The organism is Paenarthrobacter sp. GQ52 (assembly GCF_059759005.1).
The window spans coordinates 393,543-410,234 of record NZ_JCAXEJ010000002.1 but is presented as its reverse complement, the minus strand read 5'-3'; the positions used below and the strand labels follow the sequence as shown (position 1 = coordinate 410,234).

The window sequence follows — 16,692 nt, the reverse complement described above, 5'->3', positions numbered from 1 at the left end:
CGAAGACGCCAAGCCACGCTCGGCCCTTTGACCCCCACCGAATACGAGACCATCATGAACACGCAGGTCACACAGGCCGCGTGACTAACCACTGTCACCTATCCGTGCAGCAGTCCCGTTAGTTCTCTCTCTGTCTGCCGAACAGGAAGTTGGCTGATGCGGGCTGGATGAACCTCGATGCGGCGCTCAGGTTAGTTGGTTGCTGTCATGTGCTTCCGGGACGCATATGCCATGAAGGATATGAAAGGAGGTGAATTGATGACGGTACTTCGTGCTTCGGTGCTTGCGGGGGACCTCGGGTTCTCATTTGAACTCTCCTGCCCGACCATGGCCTCGGCCGTGGTCTCAACGGCAAAAAGGAAGTGTGGACAGTAATGATGGAATTGGGTGTGTTGCGGTGTGGCTCGAAGTGTGGCTGACGCCCGCGTGAGGGTTGTCTTGACAATGATCTGTCCACCACAACACGGCCGCAGTAAACGCGACGGCCAAGTGGACATGACCTCATAGGAGCTTGTTCCGAAGAGTCCCATTACTGTCTTGTCTGCCCACCCGGCCGGCGTGCCCTTTTCCCATCGCTTCCAAAGGTCAGGGCAGTTTCATCATGACAAAGGAATATCTGAAAGTCATCGCCGGGATCGACACCCACGCCGATACCCACCACGTCGGAGTCATCACCGAGACCGGCCAACATCTGGCGGACAAGGAATTCCCGGCAGCGGGAGCCGGCTATCAGGGAATCATCGACTTCATCACCGGCTTCGGTTCCGTTCTCGCCGCCGGTGTGGAAGGAACCGGCAGCTACGGCGCCGAACTCTCACGCGTGCTCACCCGAAAGGGCATCCGCGTGGTGGAAGTGATGCGCCCGAACCGGCAGGCACGCCGGCTTCGGGGAAAATCCGATCCACTCGATGCCTATCAAGCCGCCGAATCGGTGCTCTCCGGCAGGGCAGGCGTCACCCCGAAATCACGGGACGGTGCAGTGGAATCCCTGCGGGTGCTGCGGGCCGAGCGCGCAACCGCAATGCGGGCCCGCGTCGCGGTGATGGCCCAGGTGAAAACGATCCTGACAACCGCACCGGAGACCCTCCGCGCCAGATACCGGTCCATGACGAGCCCGGCGTTGATGGCCGCGTTAGAAAAGACACGACCCTCCGGCGCCCCATCCGAACCCCAGACCAGCACCGCGACCGTACTGAAGCGGCTCGCCGTCCGCTACCGGCACCTGCACCAGGAGCTCGCACTGATCGACGCCGAACTCGACACCGTCCTCACCCTCCACGCACCAATGCTGCGCCACATTCAGGGCGTCGGCACCGAGGTCGCCAGCCAGCTCCTCGTCACCGTAGGAGACAACCCCGAACGCGTCACCACGGAGGCAAAGTTCGCCGCCCTGGTCGGCGTCGCCCCGATCCCCGCATCCTCAGGCAAAACGACCCGGCACCGACTAAGCCGCGCCGGTGACCGACAGGCCAACAAAGCCATCCACCGCGTAGTGCTCGTCCGAATGCGCTACGACAACCGAACCCGGGCCTACGTGGCCAGGCGACGCCAGGAAGGCAAAGGAACCAAAGAAATCATGCGCTGCCTCAAACGCTACGTCGCCCGCGAAATCTATACCCAGCTCCAACACCCGAGTCCCGCTCCCGACGCCGCCACCCTCCGGAAAGCACGCGCAACCAAAGGGTTGACCCTCCAAGAAGCAGCCGATGCCCTGAGCGTCTGGCCCACCACACTGTCCCGTCTGGAACGAGGACTTTCCCACGACAGCGACGTCCACCACCGCTACGAGACCTGGCTCAACAACCAATCCACCACATATGCGCAGACGCCATATCCACCGGTGGACCGGGCGCTTCCAACCTGACCGTGGACACCGAAGCCCCGGGGTCAAGGGCGGCCCCAGGCCGTCGCGCAGCGATCGCGGCAGCGACCCTTGAGGCCGGAGCGGAGGCCACGGTAACCTACACGGCCCCTGGCCCAGCGACCATTGACAACAATAGGAGCATCAATGTCCACACTGCCCGCCTCGGACTGCCTCGTACAGCCGCCGAATTGCCTCGGATTCCGCATGTTTCCGCCACTTCCCAGTGCTACCAAGGCCTGGAATCCCGTTCGAGTCCCACCTCGGGCACGGCAATGTCGCAGGTCAGGGGCCTATATGGCCCCTGACTGTTGACAAAACCCCCAAATCTGTTGACACGGAACTAGCATTTTTATGTGGCTAGTATCCGGAAACGCGTCAAAAAGGACGGCTCTTCGTCCTTCATGGTGGTCTGGCGCGACCCCAAGATCCGGAAGCAGCAGGGCATTACTGTCGACTCCGCTCATGAGGCGGAAACGCTCAAGCGGTTGCTCGATGCGAACGGTCAATCCTTTGAGATCGCCCAGCAGGCACTGCTGGACAACAGGGCGAAGATACCCACGGTTGGGGAAGTCATTCAGGAGCACATCGACCTCCTGATCCGGCCGTCGAGCGGGACCGTCAAGACGTATCAGACGATGCTTGATCTCCATGTGAAGAAGGTCATTGGCCACGTGCCAGTCGACAAGCTGGATTATCGGATGATCGCCTACTGGGTGAAGTCGATGATGGCCAAGGGGCGCTCACCCAAGACGATCAAGAACGTCCACGGGCTGATCTCTGCTTCGATGAACACTGCGGAGATGTTGGGGTACATCACACGCAACCCCTGCCGCGGCGTGCAGTTGCCCAGCGTTGAGAAGGCCGAGGACGAAATGATGTTCCTCACCCATGCCGAGTTCGGATTGATTATGGATGGCATGGGGGAGCGGTACCGAGACTTTACGAACTTCCTGGTGATGACCGGTACGCGTTTTGGCGAGGCGACGGCGCTTACCGTTGCCGACATCGACTTGTTGGGTAAGCCGGCGACAGCTCGGATCAACAAAGCGTGGAAGCGGGATGGGAAGAACCAGTTCTATATTGGGCCGACGAAGACCGGCGCTGGTAAGAGGACTATCGGGCTGAATCCGGCGCTTGTTGATTTGCTGATCCCCCTGGTGGCTGGTCGCCAGAGCAGCGACCTGCTTTTTACCACTCCCAAAGGGGAGCGGATCGTGCACAAGTTGTTCTGGCACCACTACTGGATGCCAGCGGTCAAAGCAGCCCAGGAACGGGGCCTGCGCAAGAATCCACGAATTCACGATCTACGGCACACGCATGCGTCGTGGTTGATTCAGGACGGTGTCCCCATCTTCACGATCTCGCGCCGGTTGGGACATGCGTCAACGCGGACCACGGAGGGCGTTGATGGGCGCCTGATGCCGGAGGCTCTTCAGACTGGGGCAGATGCTACGGAGCGTTCGGTGTCTGCGTTCATGCGGTGATGCTGTTGCTCTTGGCTGCCCCTAGGAAGCCATCCGGTCGCGGGCCCTGTTACCGATGAGTCGGGTGCTGGTTGCGGCCCCGCTTGCGGCCGGCGATCGGTGTGCGCCGGGCAATATCTCACTTAGCCTGGCTATCTCCGCGATGTGCTCTGACGTAAAGACGATCTTTCCCTTGCCGCAGCACGCATGTGGGAAGCGTCCCGCAGCAGCCCCATCCCGCAGCCATCCCTCAGTGCAGCGCATCAGGGCCGCTGCTTCCGCTGGCTCGAAGAATTCCAGGTCCATGTCAATGCTCCGTCGTTGGTTCACCTCGCTGTTCATTGCTGTAGTCACCCGCGGGAACATGACCATGTGTGAGGGGTCAGGACTGTCTTTACAGAGGGAAGGACTATGCGACATCCAATGCAGCCGTTCAGGAAGGTGGACAGCTGATCGCGAAGCCCTGAATCCCGGCACTCTGACTCTGCACCGTTGTCTCGTTATTTCGTGTCGCCAAAAAGTGTCCCGCAGACCTCGGGCTGGAGAGTTAGTGAGGCAGAAACGCGGAATGAGAATGCTCGAGCGGGCCTCCGCGGACTCGCGAAGATAATTCAGCAAATTAGATCTCCAATTTGTTGGCAGTACCCGCAGGTGTAACGGAATGCCATTGCACCGATGGGAGCAGGAGCCAGCATCAAGCACTCGCACGCGTGCGTTCGCAGTGGCGGCTGGGGCTCATGACGACAATCTCATGCCGGGTGCGCAACCTTGGATGAGGCGGGCTCCTCTGGGGCGGCGTGAAGGAGTGCACCATTCGCTGATAGAGGGCGCTGTGGTGCATGAGTTGGGAGTGGGTTCCTTGCGCCACTCTTTGGCCTCATCCCATGACGATGATGTTGTCGGCGTCGAAGACGGTGGACAGTCGGTGTGCGATCGTGAGTACTGCGCCGCGAGAGGCGTGGTCGCGGATCGCGTCGTGAATTGCTACTTCCGATAGGCCGTCGACTTGGGCGGTCGCTTCGTCGAGGAGGATGAGATTGGGTAACTGAAAATTAGCTCGGCCGCTCCAATGGCGGATGGAAGCGTGTTTGAGCGTATCCTCCCGTGGGCCTCACGTAAGCTAAGTGGGAAGTGGGCACCCGGCGGAAGGAACACCCATGCCGAAGCTAGTAGACCACGCGTTGCGCCGCAGGGAAATTATCGAAGGCGTCTGGCGACTCATCGCTCGGAATGGTTTCGAAGGTACCACCATGCGCGACCTTGCGGCAGAGATGGGCCTCGCGTATGGCGCCGTGAACCACTACTTCCCCTCTAAAAACGATGTTCTGATTGCCAGCTACGAACATGTTTTTAAGATGACTCAGGATCGCTACGAAAGAAAAGTTGGTTCCCGGACCGGAATCCAAGCGCTCTGGGTGCTGGCCAAGGAAATGATGCCAATCGGGGACGAAGCCCGATTGGAGGCGCGGGTTTTGCTCCCGTTCTGGGAGCGGTGCGCCTCTTCGGAGCGATTTTCTGCTGTTAACGCCGCTGGCCTGACCGCCGTCAATGAGCTGTTTGTCAGATTGCTGGAAGATGCGAGCGACTCTGGAGATCTTGCCCAGGGAGCGGATACGATCTCCCTTGCCAAGATGCTGTTAACGCTGATTTCCGGCGCTCAGGCCTTGGCCGTCCTCATGCCTGATCAGTATCCTTCCAGCGTCTTTGAGCAGATGCTGGGGGATTTCTTTGACCGTGAGATCGCCCCGGCTCATGCGCGATAAGGCCCAGTAAATCCGGTTCGGGTGAGTGATCTGAAGAGCGTGGTGGCGTTGCGGCTGATCTCCTCAATGGCGGCCCTGCTGACCGTGGCCGGGACATCGTCAACTGATTCGTACTGAGTGTCGGCTGCTGTGTGTGAGACAACTTTTACGCTGTAGCTGTCCAGCGTAGGTACGCCGAACATGTGTACACCGTCCTGGTCGCGAAGGAACGCCGGGAAAACGTCCGGTGCGTAGCGACTCGGATCGTTCGGCGCGAACCAAGTCAACGCGATGTCGGCGACTTTTACGACGTCGCATAGCTGCCGGCGCAGCTGCGTAGCCCACGATCGGGTCGTCACAAGAAAACATTTTGGGAAAACAGTGGAAACACCACGGGTCATTCTCTACGCTATGGTTCATCGAGTGATGAAAATAACGTGATTTCCCCCACCTTTGGAGGCACCATGACTGACCCGAGTCCGAGCCAAGAGGCTTCTGCACGCAACCCTGTTTCAACCATGCCCCCCTCGTCCTCTTCCCCTGCCAAACCGATCGAGCGCAGGCGTTTGCACGGTTCCCTTGGCACCGGAGCGATCGTGTTGATGGTGTTGGCGGCCGCCGCACCGCTATCGGTCATAGGCGGCCAGGTGCCGCTGGGGTTCATGATTGGGAACGGTGTAGGGGTGCCCAGCATGTTCGTGCTGGCGGCAACTATCCTTTTGCTGTTTGCGGTGGGCTTCACGCACATGACGAAGTTCATCCCCAAAACGGGGGCGTTCTTCATTTACATATCCTTTGGTCTTGCCAAGCCGCCGGGGCTAGCCGCGGCGTACCTTTCAATTTTCAGCTATCTCTGCATTGAAGTGGGTCTGGTCGGATATCTCGGTTCTGCGGCCAGCGAGAGCATTCGATCAGTCGGCGGACCGGAAATACCGTGGTGGTTCTTCGCTTTGGGTGCTCTTGCCGTGGTAGCCGCCGTCGGACTGCGCAATATTGATCTCAGCTCCAAGGTGCTGGCCGTCCTGCTTGTCGCGGAAATTGCGATCGTGTTGATTATTGTTTTTGCCATCATTGTGACGGGGGGAGACTCCGGCCTGAGCGCCGCACCATTTGAAGCCAGCCACATTCTGTCCGGTTCTCCGTCACTGGGTCTGATGTTTGCTCTTGCCGCATTCCTGGGCTTTGAGTCGACAGCGATTTTCCGGGATGAAGCCAAGCAGCCGAACAAGACGATTCCTCGTGCCACGTACTTAGCTGTGATTTTGGTGGGTCTGTTCTACACGCTCAGTTCCTGGGCCATGGTGGAGGCTTGGGGCCCCGACAATATCGTGACGATGGCCACTCAATACCCAGCGACGTTGATCATGGAAACGGCCAATCGTTACTTGGGCCCAGTGGCTGTAGTCATTATCAACGTATTGCTTTTCACCAGCGTCATCGCCGCTAGTCTTTCCTTCCATAACGTGGTAACCAGATACCTTCACTCCTTAGGTAGCCACGGGTTCCTCCCCAGATCGATTTCAGAAGTCGACAATCGCCACAACTCACCGCGACTGGCATCTCTCCTCACAAGTGGCGTTGCACTGACTGCAATATTGCTAGCGGGACTCTTCGGTCTCGACGGAGCAACTCAGGTGCTCGCTTGGACATCCGGGATGGCTACGTTCGGAATCGCCTTCCTGATGGCGGTTACGGCGCTTGCCGTCGTCGTCTTCTTCCTCCGAACACGTTTTGACCGGAATGTATGGAAAACGCTCATCGCTCCAGTCTTGGGCTTTGCGGGATTGGCTATTACCGCATACCTGATTGTGTCCAACTTCCCCCTCCTTGTGGGAGATATCGGTGCTGACGGAACTCCCCAGTTTGGTTCCACTTCCGTGCTCCTTCTCCTTTTGCTCGTCCCCATGCCCCTCTTTGGCCTTTGCCAGGCCTTGTGGATGCGACGGAGGAACAGAAGTCTCTACGCCTCTATTACCGACGTCGAAGACGATGCCGCCTAGCCACGGGAAGTGATTACTGCCCAATACCCATCCTGGCCACAGTAAGAAGCAAAAGGACCTCCCGCGCTTGTGCCGGAGCCCTAACGGGCTCGCACGGCGGGGGAGGTCCTTGAATTTTCCGCAGGTGCCCGTATTGCGTCAGGTGGATTCCAAGCTGAAACCGCTCACGAATAGCACAAGTCAGGCCGTCCCGGATTCCCGGAACGGCCTGATCTGTGACGTATTCGTTGTTTGGGGGAGCCCCGCGCTAGTGGCCTTGGAACGCCTCCGCCAGCCACCACGATCCGCCGTCGGACGCGATCTTTGCGTCGATCACGAGGGGCCGGTCCTGGGTTCCGGCTTGGTAGGCCGCGATCCACGGGCGCACAGCCTCCAGGTCCGCCACAGTCCGCACGGTCACTCCTTCCGTCCCGAACCCGCGGGCGATCGCGGCGATGTCCGTTTCCGGGAACACCACGCTGGAGAGCTCCGCCTGAGTGTGTTCGGACGCGAAGTGGTGGACCTCTGCACCGTAGGCGGCGTCGTTGTACACGATGCAGACCAGGGGCAGTTTCAGGCGGGCGGCGGTTTCGAGTTCGCTGATGCCCATGAGGAAGCCACCGTCTCCGGCGCCCAGCACGGGCAGCCGGTGTGGTTGGGCCAGGGCCGCGCCGATCGCTGTGTACAGGCCCAAGCCAATAGCCTGGAACGCTTGGGTGAAGCAGAACCCGTCCTCGTCCGGCACGGCGAGGTATTGGCTGGGGTAGCCCATGAAGTTGCCCGAATCCACGGCCACGATCCGCTCTGTGGGGAGCAGGGTGTCGAGTTCGCGGGTGAGGACGCGGGGATCGATGGCTGTTTCGGTGGACAGGTCTTCGGTGTCCACGTCCCGCCACCTGGAGCCCTGCTTGATGGCCAGGGCGTTGGCTTCAGTGCGGTACTTTTCAGCCGGCTCGGATTGCCCGGACCGCAGGGCCGCCAGCGCATCCGCGGCAGTCAGGGCTGAGTCCCCCAGCAGGCCGAGGGTGATGGGGCGGTTGGCGCCGAGCGCGGAATCTTCGACGTCGATCTGCACTACTTTGGTGCCGGCGGAGATGAGTCGCCCGTGCCGCATGGTCCACATGTTCAGCGCGCAGCCCCAGCCCACAATCAGGTCCGCGCTACTGATGAGCTCGGCCGTCAGCGGTGCGGAGAAACCGCCGGAAATTCCGAGGTTGTGGGTGTCGCCGTTGAACAGTCCGCTCGCCACGGCGGAGGTCGCCACCAGCGCACCGGCGTGCCGGGCCAGCTCCAGGATTTCTTCCCGGGCGCCCCTGCCGCCACGTCCGGCGACGAACACGGGCCGTTCCGCCGCGGCGATCAGCGCCACCAGGTGCTGCACCCCGGCAGCGTCCGGGCGGACCTTCAAGGGTTCAGGCACGACGACGGCATCCACCTCGTCCGCCGAACTGGCACCTTGGACATCCAACGGCAGGCTCAACACCACGGTGCGGCGCTCATTCACCGCCGTCCGGTAGGCCCTGACGGTGTCCGCGACAGCTGTGGCGGGGGAGTGGATGCGCTCGGCCACGGCGCCGACGCTTCGGGCCAGGGCGTCCTGGTCGATCTTGAAGTTGGACCTGGTGGCTGCGGCCTGGGTGTCGGCGGTGAGGACGATCATGGGGGTGCGGCTTTTGGCTGCCTCCCCGATTCCTGTGATGGCATTGCTCAGCCCGCAGCCCTGATGGGTGGAGACCACACCCACTTTGCCGGACATCCGGGAGTACGCGTCCGCCATGGTGGCAGCGCCGCCCTCGTGCCGGGCCGCGGTGAAGGGAATGCCTTCGGCCATGAGGGTGCCGGTGACATCGAAGTTGCCGGAGCCCACCACGCCGAAAACGTGGCCGACGCCGAGCTTCGCCAGCGTCCTGCCTACCAGCGTTGACACCCGTACCTGCTCGCTCATGCCTTTTCCACCGCATCTTTTTCAACCAGTGCGTACACGCGGCTGGGGCTTCCCGTGCCACCCACAATGGGCAACGGCGCAACCACCAACGTGGCGCCCGTGACGGGGAGCCGGTCCACATTCCGCAGCGACGTCACGCCGTACTTGTCCGCGCCCAGGAGGAACGAGTGCACGGGGAACATGGGGTCCAACGAACCGGCCTGACCGGCGTCGATGCCCACGGTCTCAACACCGAAACCGCTGATCGAGGCGTTCCCGGCAAGCCACTTGGCACCCTCGGGGGAGACCCCGGGAGTGTGGGGTCCGGCGTCGTCCGCGTTGACGAAAGCCGCCGCATCCGTGCCCCGGGCCGCCCAACCGGTCCGGAAAATGACCCAGCAGTTCTCCGGAAAAGTGCTGTGCTCCTCCTGCCACTGCTCAAAGTGTTCCGGTTCCAGCAGAAAATCCGGGTTCGCGGAAACCTCGCCGGTCTTGTCGATCACCACTACCGGTCCCACCAGGCGGTGCGGCTCGATCTGGTCCACGGACTTGCCGTCCTTGCCCGTAACCCAGTGCACCGGCGCGTCCAGGTGCGTTCCGGCGTGTTCACCCACGGTGACGTCGTTCCACGCCCAAGCCGGCCCGGCGTCGTCGAAATTACTGACCGGCGAAACGGACAAACCCACCGTGTTCGCGAACGGCTGCGGCAGGTTCAGGATGGGGGTTTCAGAACTCAGGGGCGTGGTGAGGTCGATGATTTCCACCGAACCACTCGAAAGGGCTGCAGTGAGCCCGGCCAGAACAGACATTGTTCTCCTATCAATTGCTCTTCATAAAGATGGGTTTAGAAAATGAGTTGTTTGTGTTTGGGCCGCATGTGCCGAGCCCTGTGGGGCTGGTGGGAGTGGATCGCGCCTGGGCCTCGTAGTCGTGGGGGAGGTCAACTCGAGGGGAGTTTCACGGATCCTAGGTTAGAAGTGGCTTATCCCAGAGCATGAGCGTGGTGCCGATTCCTCGTTCAAGGGCGTTCCGGTACACAACACTTGCCCACGCTACGTCTTCAACGGGCATCCCGCCGATAGCCAGCAGGATAATCTCTTCGTCGGAGACCCGGCCTGCTTCTCGGCCCGCAGCAATACTTCCGAGGTCCCCGATAGAACTCCGATCCATACGGCCAGCAGCGATCAGATCATTCCAGAGGACACCCAGGATGCCGACGATGTCGTGCGCTGGTGCGCCAAGTTCTTCTGCGTAGCTTTCGTACATACGCGAGCTGTCAGCAACGTTACGCGCTCTCTTCAGCACGAAGTCAGGGTCCAAGTTGATTGTCGCTGGCAGGCATATCAGAGCTCCGGGCTTTATCCATTGTTCCTCGATGAATGTGTAGTTCTCCGCACCGGCAGCGGTCGAGGTTGCGACGCTGACGATGTCGGATTCCCGCACTGCAGCTTCGGCGCTGTCGACTATGTCAATTTTGAGGTGCGGGAATCGTTCGGCTGCTCGGTTGACAAATGCCTTGGTTGAGCCTGCGCTGCGGCCGAACACCTTGACTACTTCGAGGCTGGGACGTGCTACCACGAAGGCCTCCAGTGAAGTCGAGTTCATCACCCCGGGGCCGATCATCCCGAGGACCCGCGCATTGTCAACGGCCAGAAGCCGGGCACCAACGCCGGGAATCGCTCCGGTGCGGTACGCACTCAGAAGGTTCGCCGACATCACAGCCAATGGCGCGCCGGATTCTTTATCGGACAATGTGTACATGTGAATGGATCGGGGCCAACCTCGCTCCCGATTTGCGACGTTCGAGCCATACCATTTCGCCCCGATTGCATCGAAACTTCCCCCCAAGTATGCGGGCATCGCCATGAACCTGCGATCCGGTCCTGCCAGTGGCATGTTCGGGAATTCAGAGGTCTCGGGGAAGTCCAGAAAGACTCCGTGGGAGTTGCGGTTGGCACCGCCCATGATGTAGTCGCCAACACCTAGTGCGGAGAACATTTCGACCATGGTGTCCACGCAGGACGCCATGTCGGTAACACCCGCGGCCACCATGTCCTGCTCATTGAGGTACAGAAAATCTATGCGTTGATCAGTCATGTTTCCTCCAGTTGGGATCAAGGCTTGTTATTTTTCATCGCTTGATGAACCATAGCGTAGACCGAGGAACACAAAGTTTCTACGGGTTGGCTGATTTACCCGCAATCTTGTGAGGATATGGAGTTGGGAATGTACGAAGATTTCGATGTAGCGGTGATCGGTTTGGGCTCTGTGGGCTCCATGGCGATGTGGCAGCTGTGCACAGATACTGACCTGAAGGTTGTCGGCATAGAGCAATGGGGGGTGGGGCATGCCTATGGTTCATACGCCGGCGAATCCAGGGTTTTCCGCGCTGCGTACCACGAGGGCTGGCGTTACGTCCCCTTGCTCCTCCGATCCAGGGAATTGTGGCTGGACCTTGAGAAGAAGACGGGGCGGCATCTGTTTCTTGACGGTGGGATGTTGGCCGTGGACACCCCCGGGCACGCCCCCTATGAAACGACTCTCGAGAGCATCCGTCGGTTCGAACTCCCGCATCGTTTTTTCAGCACTACCGAGCTTCGGAAGACATATCCACAACACATCGTTACCGACGGGACGGAAGCAGTGCTTGACCTCCTGGGGGGCGGCATACGATCGGAAGTTGCTGTGCTGGCCGGAGTTCAAGCCGCAATAGCAGCTGGCGGGACGGTCATCGACGGCGAAGCGGTTTTGGGCATAGAGGAGCAGGGGGAAGCGATCGTTATTCGGCTCGCTACGCGGACTCTCCGTGTCGCGCAGGTGGTTGTCACCACCGGTTCGTGGGCAGCGCAGCTGCGCCCGCAGCTACGCGACGTCGTAAAAGTCGCCGACATCGCGTTGACATGGTTCGCGCCGAACGATCCGAGTCGCTACGCACCGGACGTTTTCCCGGCATTCCTTCGCGACCAGGACGGTGTTCACATGTTCGGAGTACCAACGCTGGACAGCTACAGCGTAAAAGTTGTCTCACACACAGCAGCCGACACCCAGTACGAATCAGTCGACGATGTCCCGGCCACGGTCAGCAGAGCCGCCATTGAGGAGATCAGCCGCAACGCCACCACCTTCTTCGCGGATCTCTCACCCGAACCGGTTCGTCACAGCATGCACCACGAGAGCGTTACGGTCAGCAGAGTACCCATCGTTGACCTGGACCCGAGCGGACGCATTGTGACCATCGCCGGGCTGTCAGGCCACGGCTTCAAATTTGCACCCGCTCTCGGCCAGCTCGCAACCAGCCTCCTGACCGGTGTCAACGATCCGCTGTACAGTGCCGATTTCGGCCTCTCAAACCACCCGGACCGGGTTGCGCACATCTCATAAGGGAAGGAAGTTGTCATGAAGAAACGAAATCCAATGAGGTTCCCCCATGCGGCAGAAAACGCTCTGACCGCAGCCCTCCAAACTGGTGATCACTGCACTGCCACCGGCTGGTGGGCTGCCGACATGGACCCGCAATCAGCGAGGTTCATAGGAGAAGGAACTGTCATGCCTACACACCATGGCTCAGCCGCTAAATGGATCATTGCGAGTCCCGTATCCCGCTCCACGGAGCCGGGCACCGGGCGCCCGTGCTGAGTGGCGCACAGGAAACTTCTGACAGCAGAAAACCACGAAGCTGACCTGCTCCCAAAACTTTCCCTGAGAGCAGATCAGCACGTCCCAATTCCATGGATATAGGGAAGGAGCGGCACCGTTCATAACCGTGCGAGACTCGAAACGATCGTCAAGCATGGTAGTAGGCGTCGGCCGAGGCGTTAGGCATGGCAGGCCCTAAATTTCGCAGAACTCGCCTTGCGCGTAGCCAAGACGTTTCATGTACGGGCAGAATAATCGCCACCGCGGTGCTAGAGGAGCGTAGCGTCTTCAGGCTGATCGGTTTCCCGCCGGAACGCGGATCGGTCAGGAAGTCACCAATGACAGCAGGGGGCTACTGCGGCGGGAAATAAGCCATAAACGGCTGAAAGCGATTACCGCCTACGCAAGGATGGCGAGCCACTTCCCGGTGGCCGGGTCGTGGACGCCGTGGTGCCGCCGGCGGAAGTAGCCTGCCACTCACTGCCGATCAGAAGTTTGCGAGGGACGGATGCCGGAAGTTCCGGTGGGGGAGTCGTATGTGGATACTAGTGGGTGGTGCAGGAGCGAGATGATGGTTTCAACGCCGATCTCTTGGAAGTGTTGGCTTTCACGGTGGGCTTGGAAGTCTGCAGCCGTGCGGTAAGACTCGAGAATGACGAATTTTTGTGGATCTTCGACGCCTCGGAAGTATTCATAGCGGAGATTCCCGTCCTTCTGCCTGCTGGCTTCGGCAAGGCGCCGCAAGTGGGCCAATACATCGTTTTCGGAGCCGGGGGTAGTTTTGTAGGTTGCCACCACCTCAAAAGTAGTGTCGGGTACGTGTAATTTCTTTCTCGGATGAAATGGTTGAACGCAGCGGTGGTTGTCCCGACCAGGGCGGGCCGGGACAACCACTAGTTTTGGGACTGTATGGCCACTTAGGAGGTGCCGCTGCCGCCTTCGTGTACCTGGACTGTGGGTTCGATGCCGTCCACGCCAACGACTTCACGCCATGCTTCGAAGCCTGCCTGGAAGGCAACAATGCCGGCTTCTGGCAGCGAGATTTCGATGGCTTCGAGGATCTCTGTCGATGTCAGTCCAAGGTCCAGGGCTACACGGATGTGGCTTTGGATGTGGCCCTTGGCGGCCCGCATCACGGTGAGGCTGACGATGAAGATCAGTTCTTTGGTTTTGCGGTCCAGGGTGCGCTGTGAGCGGGGATTCGGTTTCCCGCAGAAGCATCCCGTTGACGCGTTCGTAGTGCCTAACGAGTTCGGTGTGATCCGGGCTCTTGGCTTCCAGGTGGCCGCGCGCAGTCTGAGCCGTTGCTTCGGCCGCAAGGACAACGGGGGCTTCGATCGAATGGTCGGAGAAGATGCTGCGGGCGATGCGAAGGTCCTTGAGCATGAGATCCATGGCGAATCCCGAGTCGAACTTTCGGGTGAGGATATGGCGGGGGTATTTGACCTCGGTTGCCTGGCTGCGTCCGGTGGAGCCATTGATGATTTTGACCATGGTTTCGGGCTTGCTGCCTACTGCTGCGGCGGCGCAGAGGTTTTCTGCCGCAGCGGACAGGTTGGCCGCCGAAAGCAGATTGTTCAGCGCCTTGGCGGCATGACCAGTCCCTGCCTTTCCCACGTGCACGATGTTGGAACCCCTGGGTTGCAGATGCGGTGAGGCGGCATCGAACGCCTCTGTTGTCCCACCGGCCATGATGGCTAGCTCACCGGTGATGGCACGCGGCACACCACCCGAGACTGGGGCGTCGACGTAGGCGATGCCCCTGTATCAGCTTCTTCCGCGAGTGCGTCGGTGCTGCCCGGTTCCGATGATCCCATGTCGATGATCATCGAGGAGGATCCTTCGGGGCGAACCTGGCGCGCACCCAGGGTGCACGCTAAACGCGGATCCCGTCTGAGGGGATCCGCGTGACGGTCACGGCGGCGTCGGGACATGCGGCATCCGCTGCACGTGCTCTTGGGTAGCGCCTCGACGCGCCGAAATTGCAAATACATGCGGCGACCGCAGGCAGCTTGCCCGTGGCAGTTACCTGGGTACTGTGCTATGCCAGGGTGCTCCTGCGGTAAGTCTCGCGCAGCTCGGTCTTGCGGATTTTTCCGCTGGCCGTGCGAGGCAGATCCTGGACGATATCGACAGTCCGCGGGATCTTGTACCGCGCCAGTTTTCCGTCCAGGTGCGCGACGATGTCTTCCCTGGTGACAGAGCGTCCCTCGGAGGGAACGATAACGGCGTGAACGGACTCACCCCACTTCTCGTCGGGGACCCCAATGACCGCTACGGAGGCCACTGAAGGCAGTTCCATGATGGCCTGCTCGACCTGGGCGGCGTATATGTTTTCCCCGCCGGAAATGATCATGTCCTTGATCCTGTCGGCGATGTATAAGAACCCCTGGTCATCGACGTAGCCCATGTCGCCAGACTTGAGCCAGCTTCCGTCTTGAAAGGAACTCGCCGTGGCGTCGTGCCTGTTCCAGTATCCGGGGATGACGTTGGGGCCCTGGATGAGTATCTCCCCGACCTCATTTCCAACTGCGTCCCGGCCTTCGGCGTTAACAATTCGGATATCGGTGAAAAAGTGCGGAAGCCCGGCCGACCCTGCCTTCTCCCGGGAGTAACGGGGTTGAAGCGATGTGGCGCCCGGGGAAGTTTCGGTCATGCCGTATCCGCCGGAGAACGACAGTCCACGAGCCTCGTAGGCGTCGAGCACGCGCATGGGGACCGCCGATCCGCCGCAGGTGAGCATGCGGATCGAGGAAAGATCGGTGGAATGCCAGTTCGGATCTTCGCTCAGCATTTGGTAAGTCGTGGGCACCCCGGAAAGCGTGGTGATGCCGTGGTGTTCAATGGCAGCCAGGACGGCTGCAGGTTCGAACCTGTCCTGCAGGACCAAGGTGCCTCCCTTGAGCAGCGTCGGCAGCGCACCCATGCCCAGGGAAGCGGCGTGAAACATCGGGGCAATCATCAGCGCCACCTGCGTGCTGGTGACGTCGTAGTCGACCAGCACGTTCAAGGCATTCCATGTCAGGTTGCCATGGGTCAGGATGGCGCCCTTGGGGTTCCCTGTGGTTCCGGAGGTGTAGAGGATCATGCACGTGTCGTTTAGCGAAACGGCATACTCCTGGTGCTCTGCCGAGGCCGCGCGGATCGCCTTCTCATAGGACCCGACGTTGGGCCCTGATTCCACGACGAGTCGACCCGCTATGCGCGCCACGGTGCTGGCCGCCAGGGCCAGGTCGTCGCACTGCCGGGCATTAATGAGTAGGTTCGTTCCGGAATCCTCAAGGGCGAATGCCACTTCCTGCGGGGCCAAGCGGGTGTTGAGGGGAACAAAGACCGCGCCGATGCTTCCGCAGGCGAAGAGCGTTTCCAGGAACGCGGGGTGGTTGTTGCCCAGATAGGCCACCCGGTCCCCGCGTTTGACGCCGTGTCCCGTCAGGGCGTTGGACAACCGGTCAATGCGCTCGGCCAGTTGCTCGTATGTCAGGGTCAAGGAGCCGTCGGTGATGGCGGTGTGCCCTCGGGACTTGACCCGGCGTTTGTGGATCCAGCTGCCCAATCCTTGGTTCAACATCACAGGTCTTAGGCGTAGAAGCGGTAGATGCCGCGCGAGACGACGGCGGGTTTCGGGGCGCCGTCGACCTCGACGACCTGGTCGACGGCGATCTGGTAGCCGCCCTTGACCTCTTCGACTTCTGCGATCTGTGCCTTCATGCGGATCTGTGCGCCGACCGGCACCGGTGATGGAAAGCGGACTTTGTCCAGGCCGTAGTTGACCCGGGTGCTCACACCGGTGACATCGAAAAGCTCGGACCAGAATGCGATTTGCAGGCTTAGCGAGAGGTAGCCGTGGGCGATCGGCCCACCGAACGGGCCCTCTTTGGCTTTCTCCGGGTCGGTATGGATCCACTGGTGGTCGTCTGTCGCATCGGCAAACGTATTGACCTGGTCCTGAGTGACCATCCTGAACTCGCTGTAACCCAGGTCGGTGCCAGCGGCGGTTGCGAGCTGCTCGTAGGAAAGAACTGTCTGGCCCATGAAGGGTCCTCCTTCAATAGATAATGGTGGTTTGGGTATCGCTGGTAGC

14 protein-coding genes and 1 pseudogene are annotated in these 16,692 nt (G+C 60.4%); 5 read left to right on the top strand and 10 right to left on the bottom strand.

Features of this window, described 5'->3' with window-relative positions; genetic code table 11:
- Positions 1-601 precede the first annotated feature (601 nt).
- Together AC6CH8_RS05365 and AC6CH8_RS05360 are read left to right on the top strand one after the other, a co-directional pair.
- A complete protein-coding gene (locus tag AC6CH8_RS05365; protein ID WP_498189184.1) occupies positions 602-1,864 on the top strand; it encodes an IS110 family RNA-guided transposase in 1,263 nt (420 codons plus the stop codon).
- Between the two features lie 401 nt (positions 1,865-2,265).
- Positions 2,266-3,348, top strand: a complete 1,083-nt coding sequence (locus AC6CH8_RS05360) for a tyrosine-type recombinase/integrase (RefSeq protein WP_498189179.1) — start codon at positions 2,266-2,268, stop codon at positions 3,346-3,348.
- 21 nt (positions 3,349-3,369) lie between these two features.
- Here AC6CH8_RS05360 and AC6CH8_RS05355 read toward each other — a convergent pair whose 3' ends face one another.
- Positions 3,370-3,633, bottom strand: coding sequence for a hypothetical protein (locus tag AC6CH8_RS05355; RefSeq protein ID WP_498189175.1), 264 nt, complete (start codon positions 3,631-3,633; stop codon positions 3,370-3,372).
- An 851-nt stretch (positions 3,634-4,484) separates the two neighbouring features.
- Between AC6CH8_RS05355 and AC6CH8_RS05350 the strand changes: the two genes are divergently transcribed.
- Entirely contained in the window at positions 4,485-5,090 is a 606-nt protein-coding gene (locus AC6CH8_RS05350; protein WP_498189171.1) for a TetR/AcrR family transcriptional regulator, read from the top strand.
- On the opposite strand, the gene AC6CH8_RS05345 is transcribed toward AC6CH8_RS05350, so the two are convergent.
- The gene (locus AC6CH8_RS05345; protein ID WP_434326543.1) at positions 5,078-5,428 is read right to left on the bottom strand and encodes an N-methyl-L-tryptophan oxidase family protein; all 351 of its coding nucleotides are present in this window, start codon (positions 5,426-5,428) and stop codon (positions 5,078-5,080) included. The genes AC6CH8_RS05350 and AC6CH8_RS05345 overlap by 13 nt on opposite strands.
- Before the next feature lie 78 nt (positions 5,429-5,506).
- Here AC6CH8_RS05345 and AC6CH8_RS05340 point away from each other — a divergent pair, with 78 nt between their 5' ends.
- Positions 5,507-7,069, top strand: a complete 1,563-nt coding sequence (locus tag AC6CH8_RS05340) for an APC family permease (RefSeq protein WP_498189168.1) — start codon at positions 5,507-5,509, stop codon at positions 7,067-7,069.
- 247 nt (positions 7,070-7,316) lie between these two features.
- On the opposite strand, the gene AC6CH8_RS05335 is transcribed toward AC6CH8_RS05340, so the two are convergent.
- The 3 genes from AC6CH8_RS05335 to AC6CH8_RS05325 form a co-directional block, all read right to left on the bottom strand.
- Positions 7,317-8,993: a thiamine pyrophosphate-binding protein gene (locus tag AC6CH8_RS05335; RefSeq protein WP_498189166.1), complete on the bottom strand. Its 1,677-nt coding sequence runs from the start codon at positions 8,991-8,993 to the stop codon at positions 7,317-7,319.
- Positions 8,990-9,781 carry a cyclase family protein gene (locus AC6CH8_RS05330; RefSeq protein ID WP_498189165.1) on the bottom strand — a complete coding sequence of 264 codons (792 nt, stop codon included), beginning with the start codon at positions 9,779-9,781 and terminating at the stop codon, positions 8,990-8,992. Before AC6CH8_RS05330 ends, AC6CH8_RS05335 begins: the two co-directional genes overlap by 4 nt.
- A gap of 157 nt (positions 9,782-9,938) precedes the next feature.
- The gene (locus tag AC6CH8_RS05325) at positions 9,939-11,069 is read right to left on the bottom strand and encodes a tyramine oxidase subunit B (protein ID WP_498189163.1); all 1,131 of its coding nucleotides are present in this window, start codon (positions 11,067-11,069) and stop codon (positions 9,939-9,941) included.
- Positions 11,070-11,198: 129 nt separating this feature from the next.
- Between AC6CH8_RS05325 and AC6CH8_RS05320 the strand changes: the two genes are divergently transcribed.
- Positions 11,199-12,353: an FAD-dependent oxidoreductase gene (locus AC6CH8_RS05320; protein ID WP_441996129.1), complete on the top strand. Its 1,155-nt coding sequence runs from the start codon at positions 11,199-11,201 to the stop codon at positions 12,351-12,353.
- 732 nt (positions 12,354-13,085) lie between these two features.
- On the opposite strand, the gene AC6CH8_RS05315 is transcribed toward AC6CH8_RS05320, so the two are convergent.
- The 5 genes and pseudogenes from AC6CH8_RS05315 to AC6CH8_RS05295 form a co-directional block, all read right to left on the bottom strand.
- Positions 13,086-13,403: a putative quinol monooxygenase gene (locus AC6CH8_RS05315; protein ID WP_434326549.1), complete on the bottom strand. Its 318-nt coding sequence runs from the start codon at positions 13,401-13,403 to the stop codon at positions 13,086-13,088.
- 122 nt (positions 13,404-13,525) lie between these two features.
- The gene (locus AC6CH8_RS05310; protein WP_498189161.1) at positions 13,526-13,741 is read right to left on the bottom strand and encodes a carboxymuconolactone decarboxylase family protein; all 216 of its coding nucleotides are present in this window, start codon (positions 13,739-13,741) and stop codon (positions 13,526-13,528) included.
- Between the two features lie 163 nt (positions 13,742-13,904).
- Positions 13,905-14,333, bottom strand: a pseudogene (locus tag AC6CH8_RS05305) (NAD-binding protein); the annotation flags it as partial.
- A gap of 316 nt (positions 14,334-14,649) precedes the next feature.
- Positions 14,650-16,179 carry an acyl-CoA synthetase gene (locus AC6CH8_RS05300; protein ID WP_498189160.1) on the bottom strand — a complete coding sequence of 510 codons (1,530 nt, stop codon included), beginning with the start codon at positions 16,177-16,179 and terminating at the stop codon, positions 14,650-14,652.
- Positions 16,180-16,187: 8 nt separating this feature from the next.
- Entirely contained in the window at positions 16,188-16,643 is a 456-nt protein-coding gene (locus AC6CH8_RS05295) for a MaoC family dehydratase (RefSeq protein WP_285241516.1), read from the bottom strand.
- Positions 16,644-16,692 lie beyond the last annotated feature (49 nt).

Coding starts and splice junctions, on each gene's coding strand:
- AC6CH8_RS05365 (WP_498189184.1), top strand. CDS start 602: ATGACAAAGGAATATCTGAAAGTCATCGCCGGGATCGACACCCACGCC.
- AC6CH8_RS05360 (WP_498189179.1), top strand. CDS start 2,266: ATGGTGGTCTGGCGCGACCCCAAGATCCGGAAGCAGCAGGGCATTACT.
- AC6CH8_RS05355 (WP_498189175.1), bottom strand. CDS start 3,633: ATGGACCTGGAATTCTTCGAGCCAGCGGAAGCAGCGGCCCTGATGCGC.
- AC6CH8_RS05350 (WP_498189171.1), top strand. CDS start 4,485: ATGCCGAAGCTAGTAGACCACGCGTTGCGCCGCAGGGAAATTATCGAA.
- AC6CH8_RS05335 (WP_498189166.1), bottom strand. CDS start 8,993: ATGAGCGAGCAGGTACGGGTGTCAACGCTGGTAGGCAGGACGCTGGCG.
- AC6CH8_RS05330 (WP_498189165.1), bottom strand. CDS start 9,781: ATGTCTGTTCTGGCCGGGCTCACTGCAGCCCTTTCGAGTGGTTCGGTG.
- AC6CH8_RS05325 (WP_498189163.1), bottom strand. CDS start 11,069: ATGACTGATCAACGCATAGATTTTCTGTACCTCAATGAGCAGGACATG.
- AC6CH8_RS05320 (WP_441996129.1), top strand. CDS start 11,199: ATGTACGAAGATTTCGATGTAGCGGTGATCGGTTTGGGCTCTGTGGGC.
- AC6CH8_RS05310 (WP_498189161.1), bottom strand. CDS start 13,741: ATGCGGGCCGCCAAGGGCCACATCCAAAGCCACATCCGTGTAGCCCTG.
- AC6CH8_RS05300 (WP_498189160.1), bottom strand. CDS start 16,179: ATGTTGAACCAAGGATTGGGCAGCTGGATCCACAAACGCCGGGTCAAG.
- AC6CH8_RS05295 (WP_285241516.1), bottom strand. CDS start 16,643: ATGGGCCAGACAGTTCTTTCCTACGAGCAGCTCGCAACCGCCGCTGGC.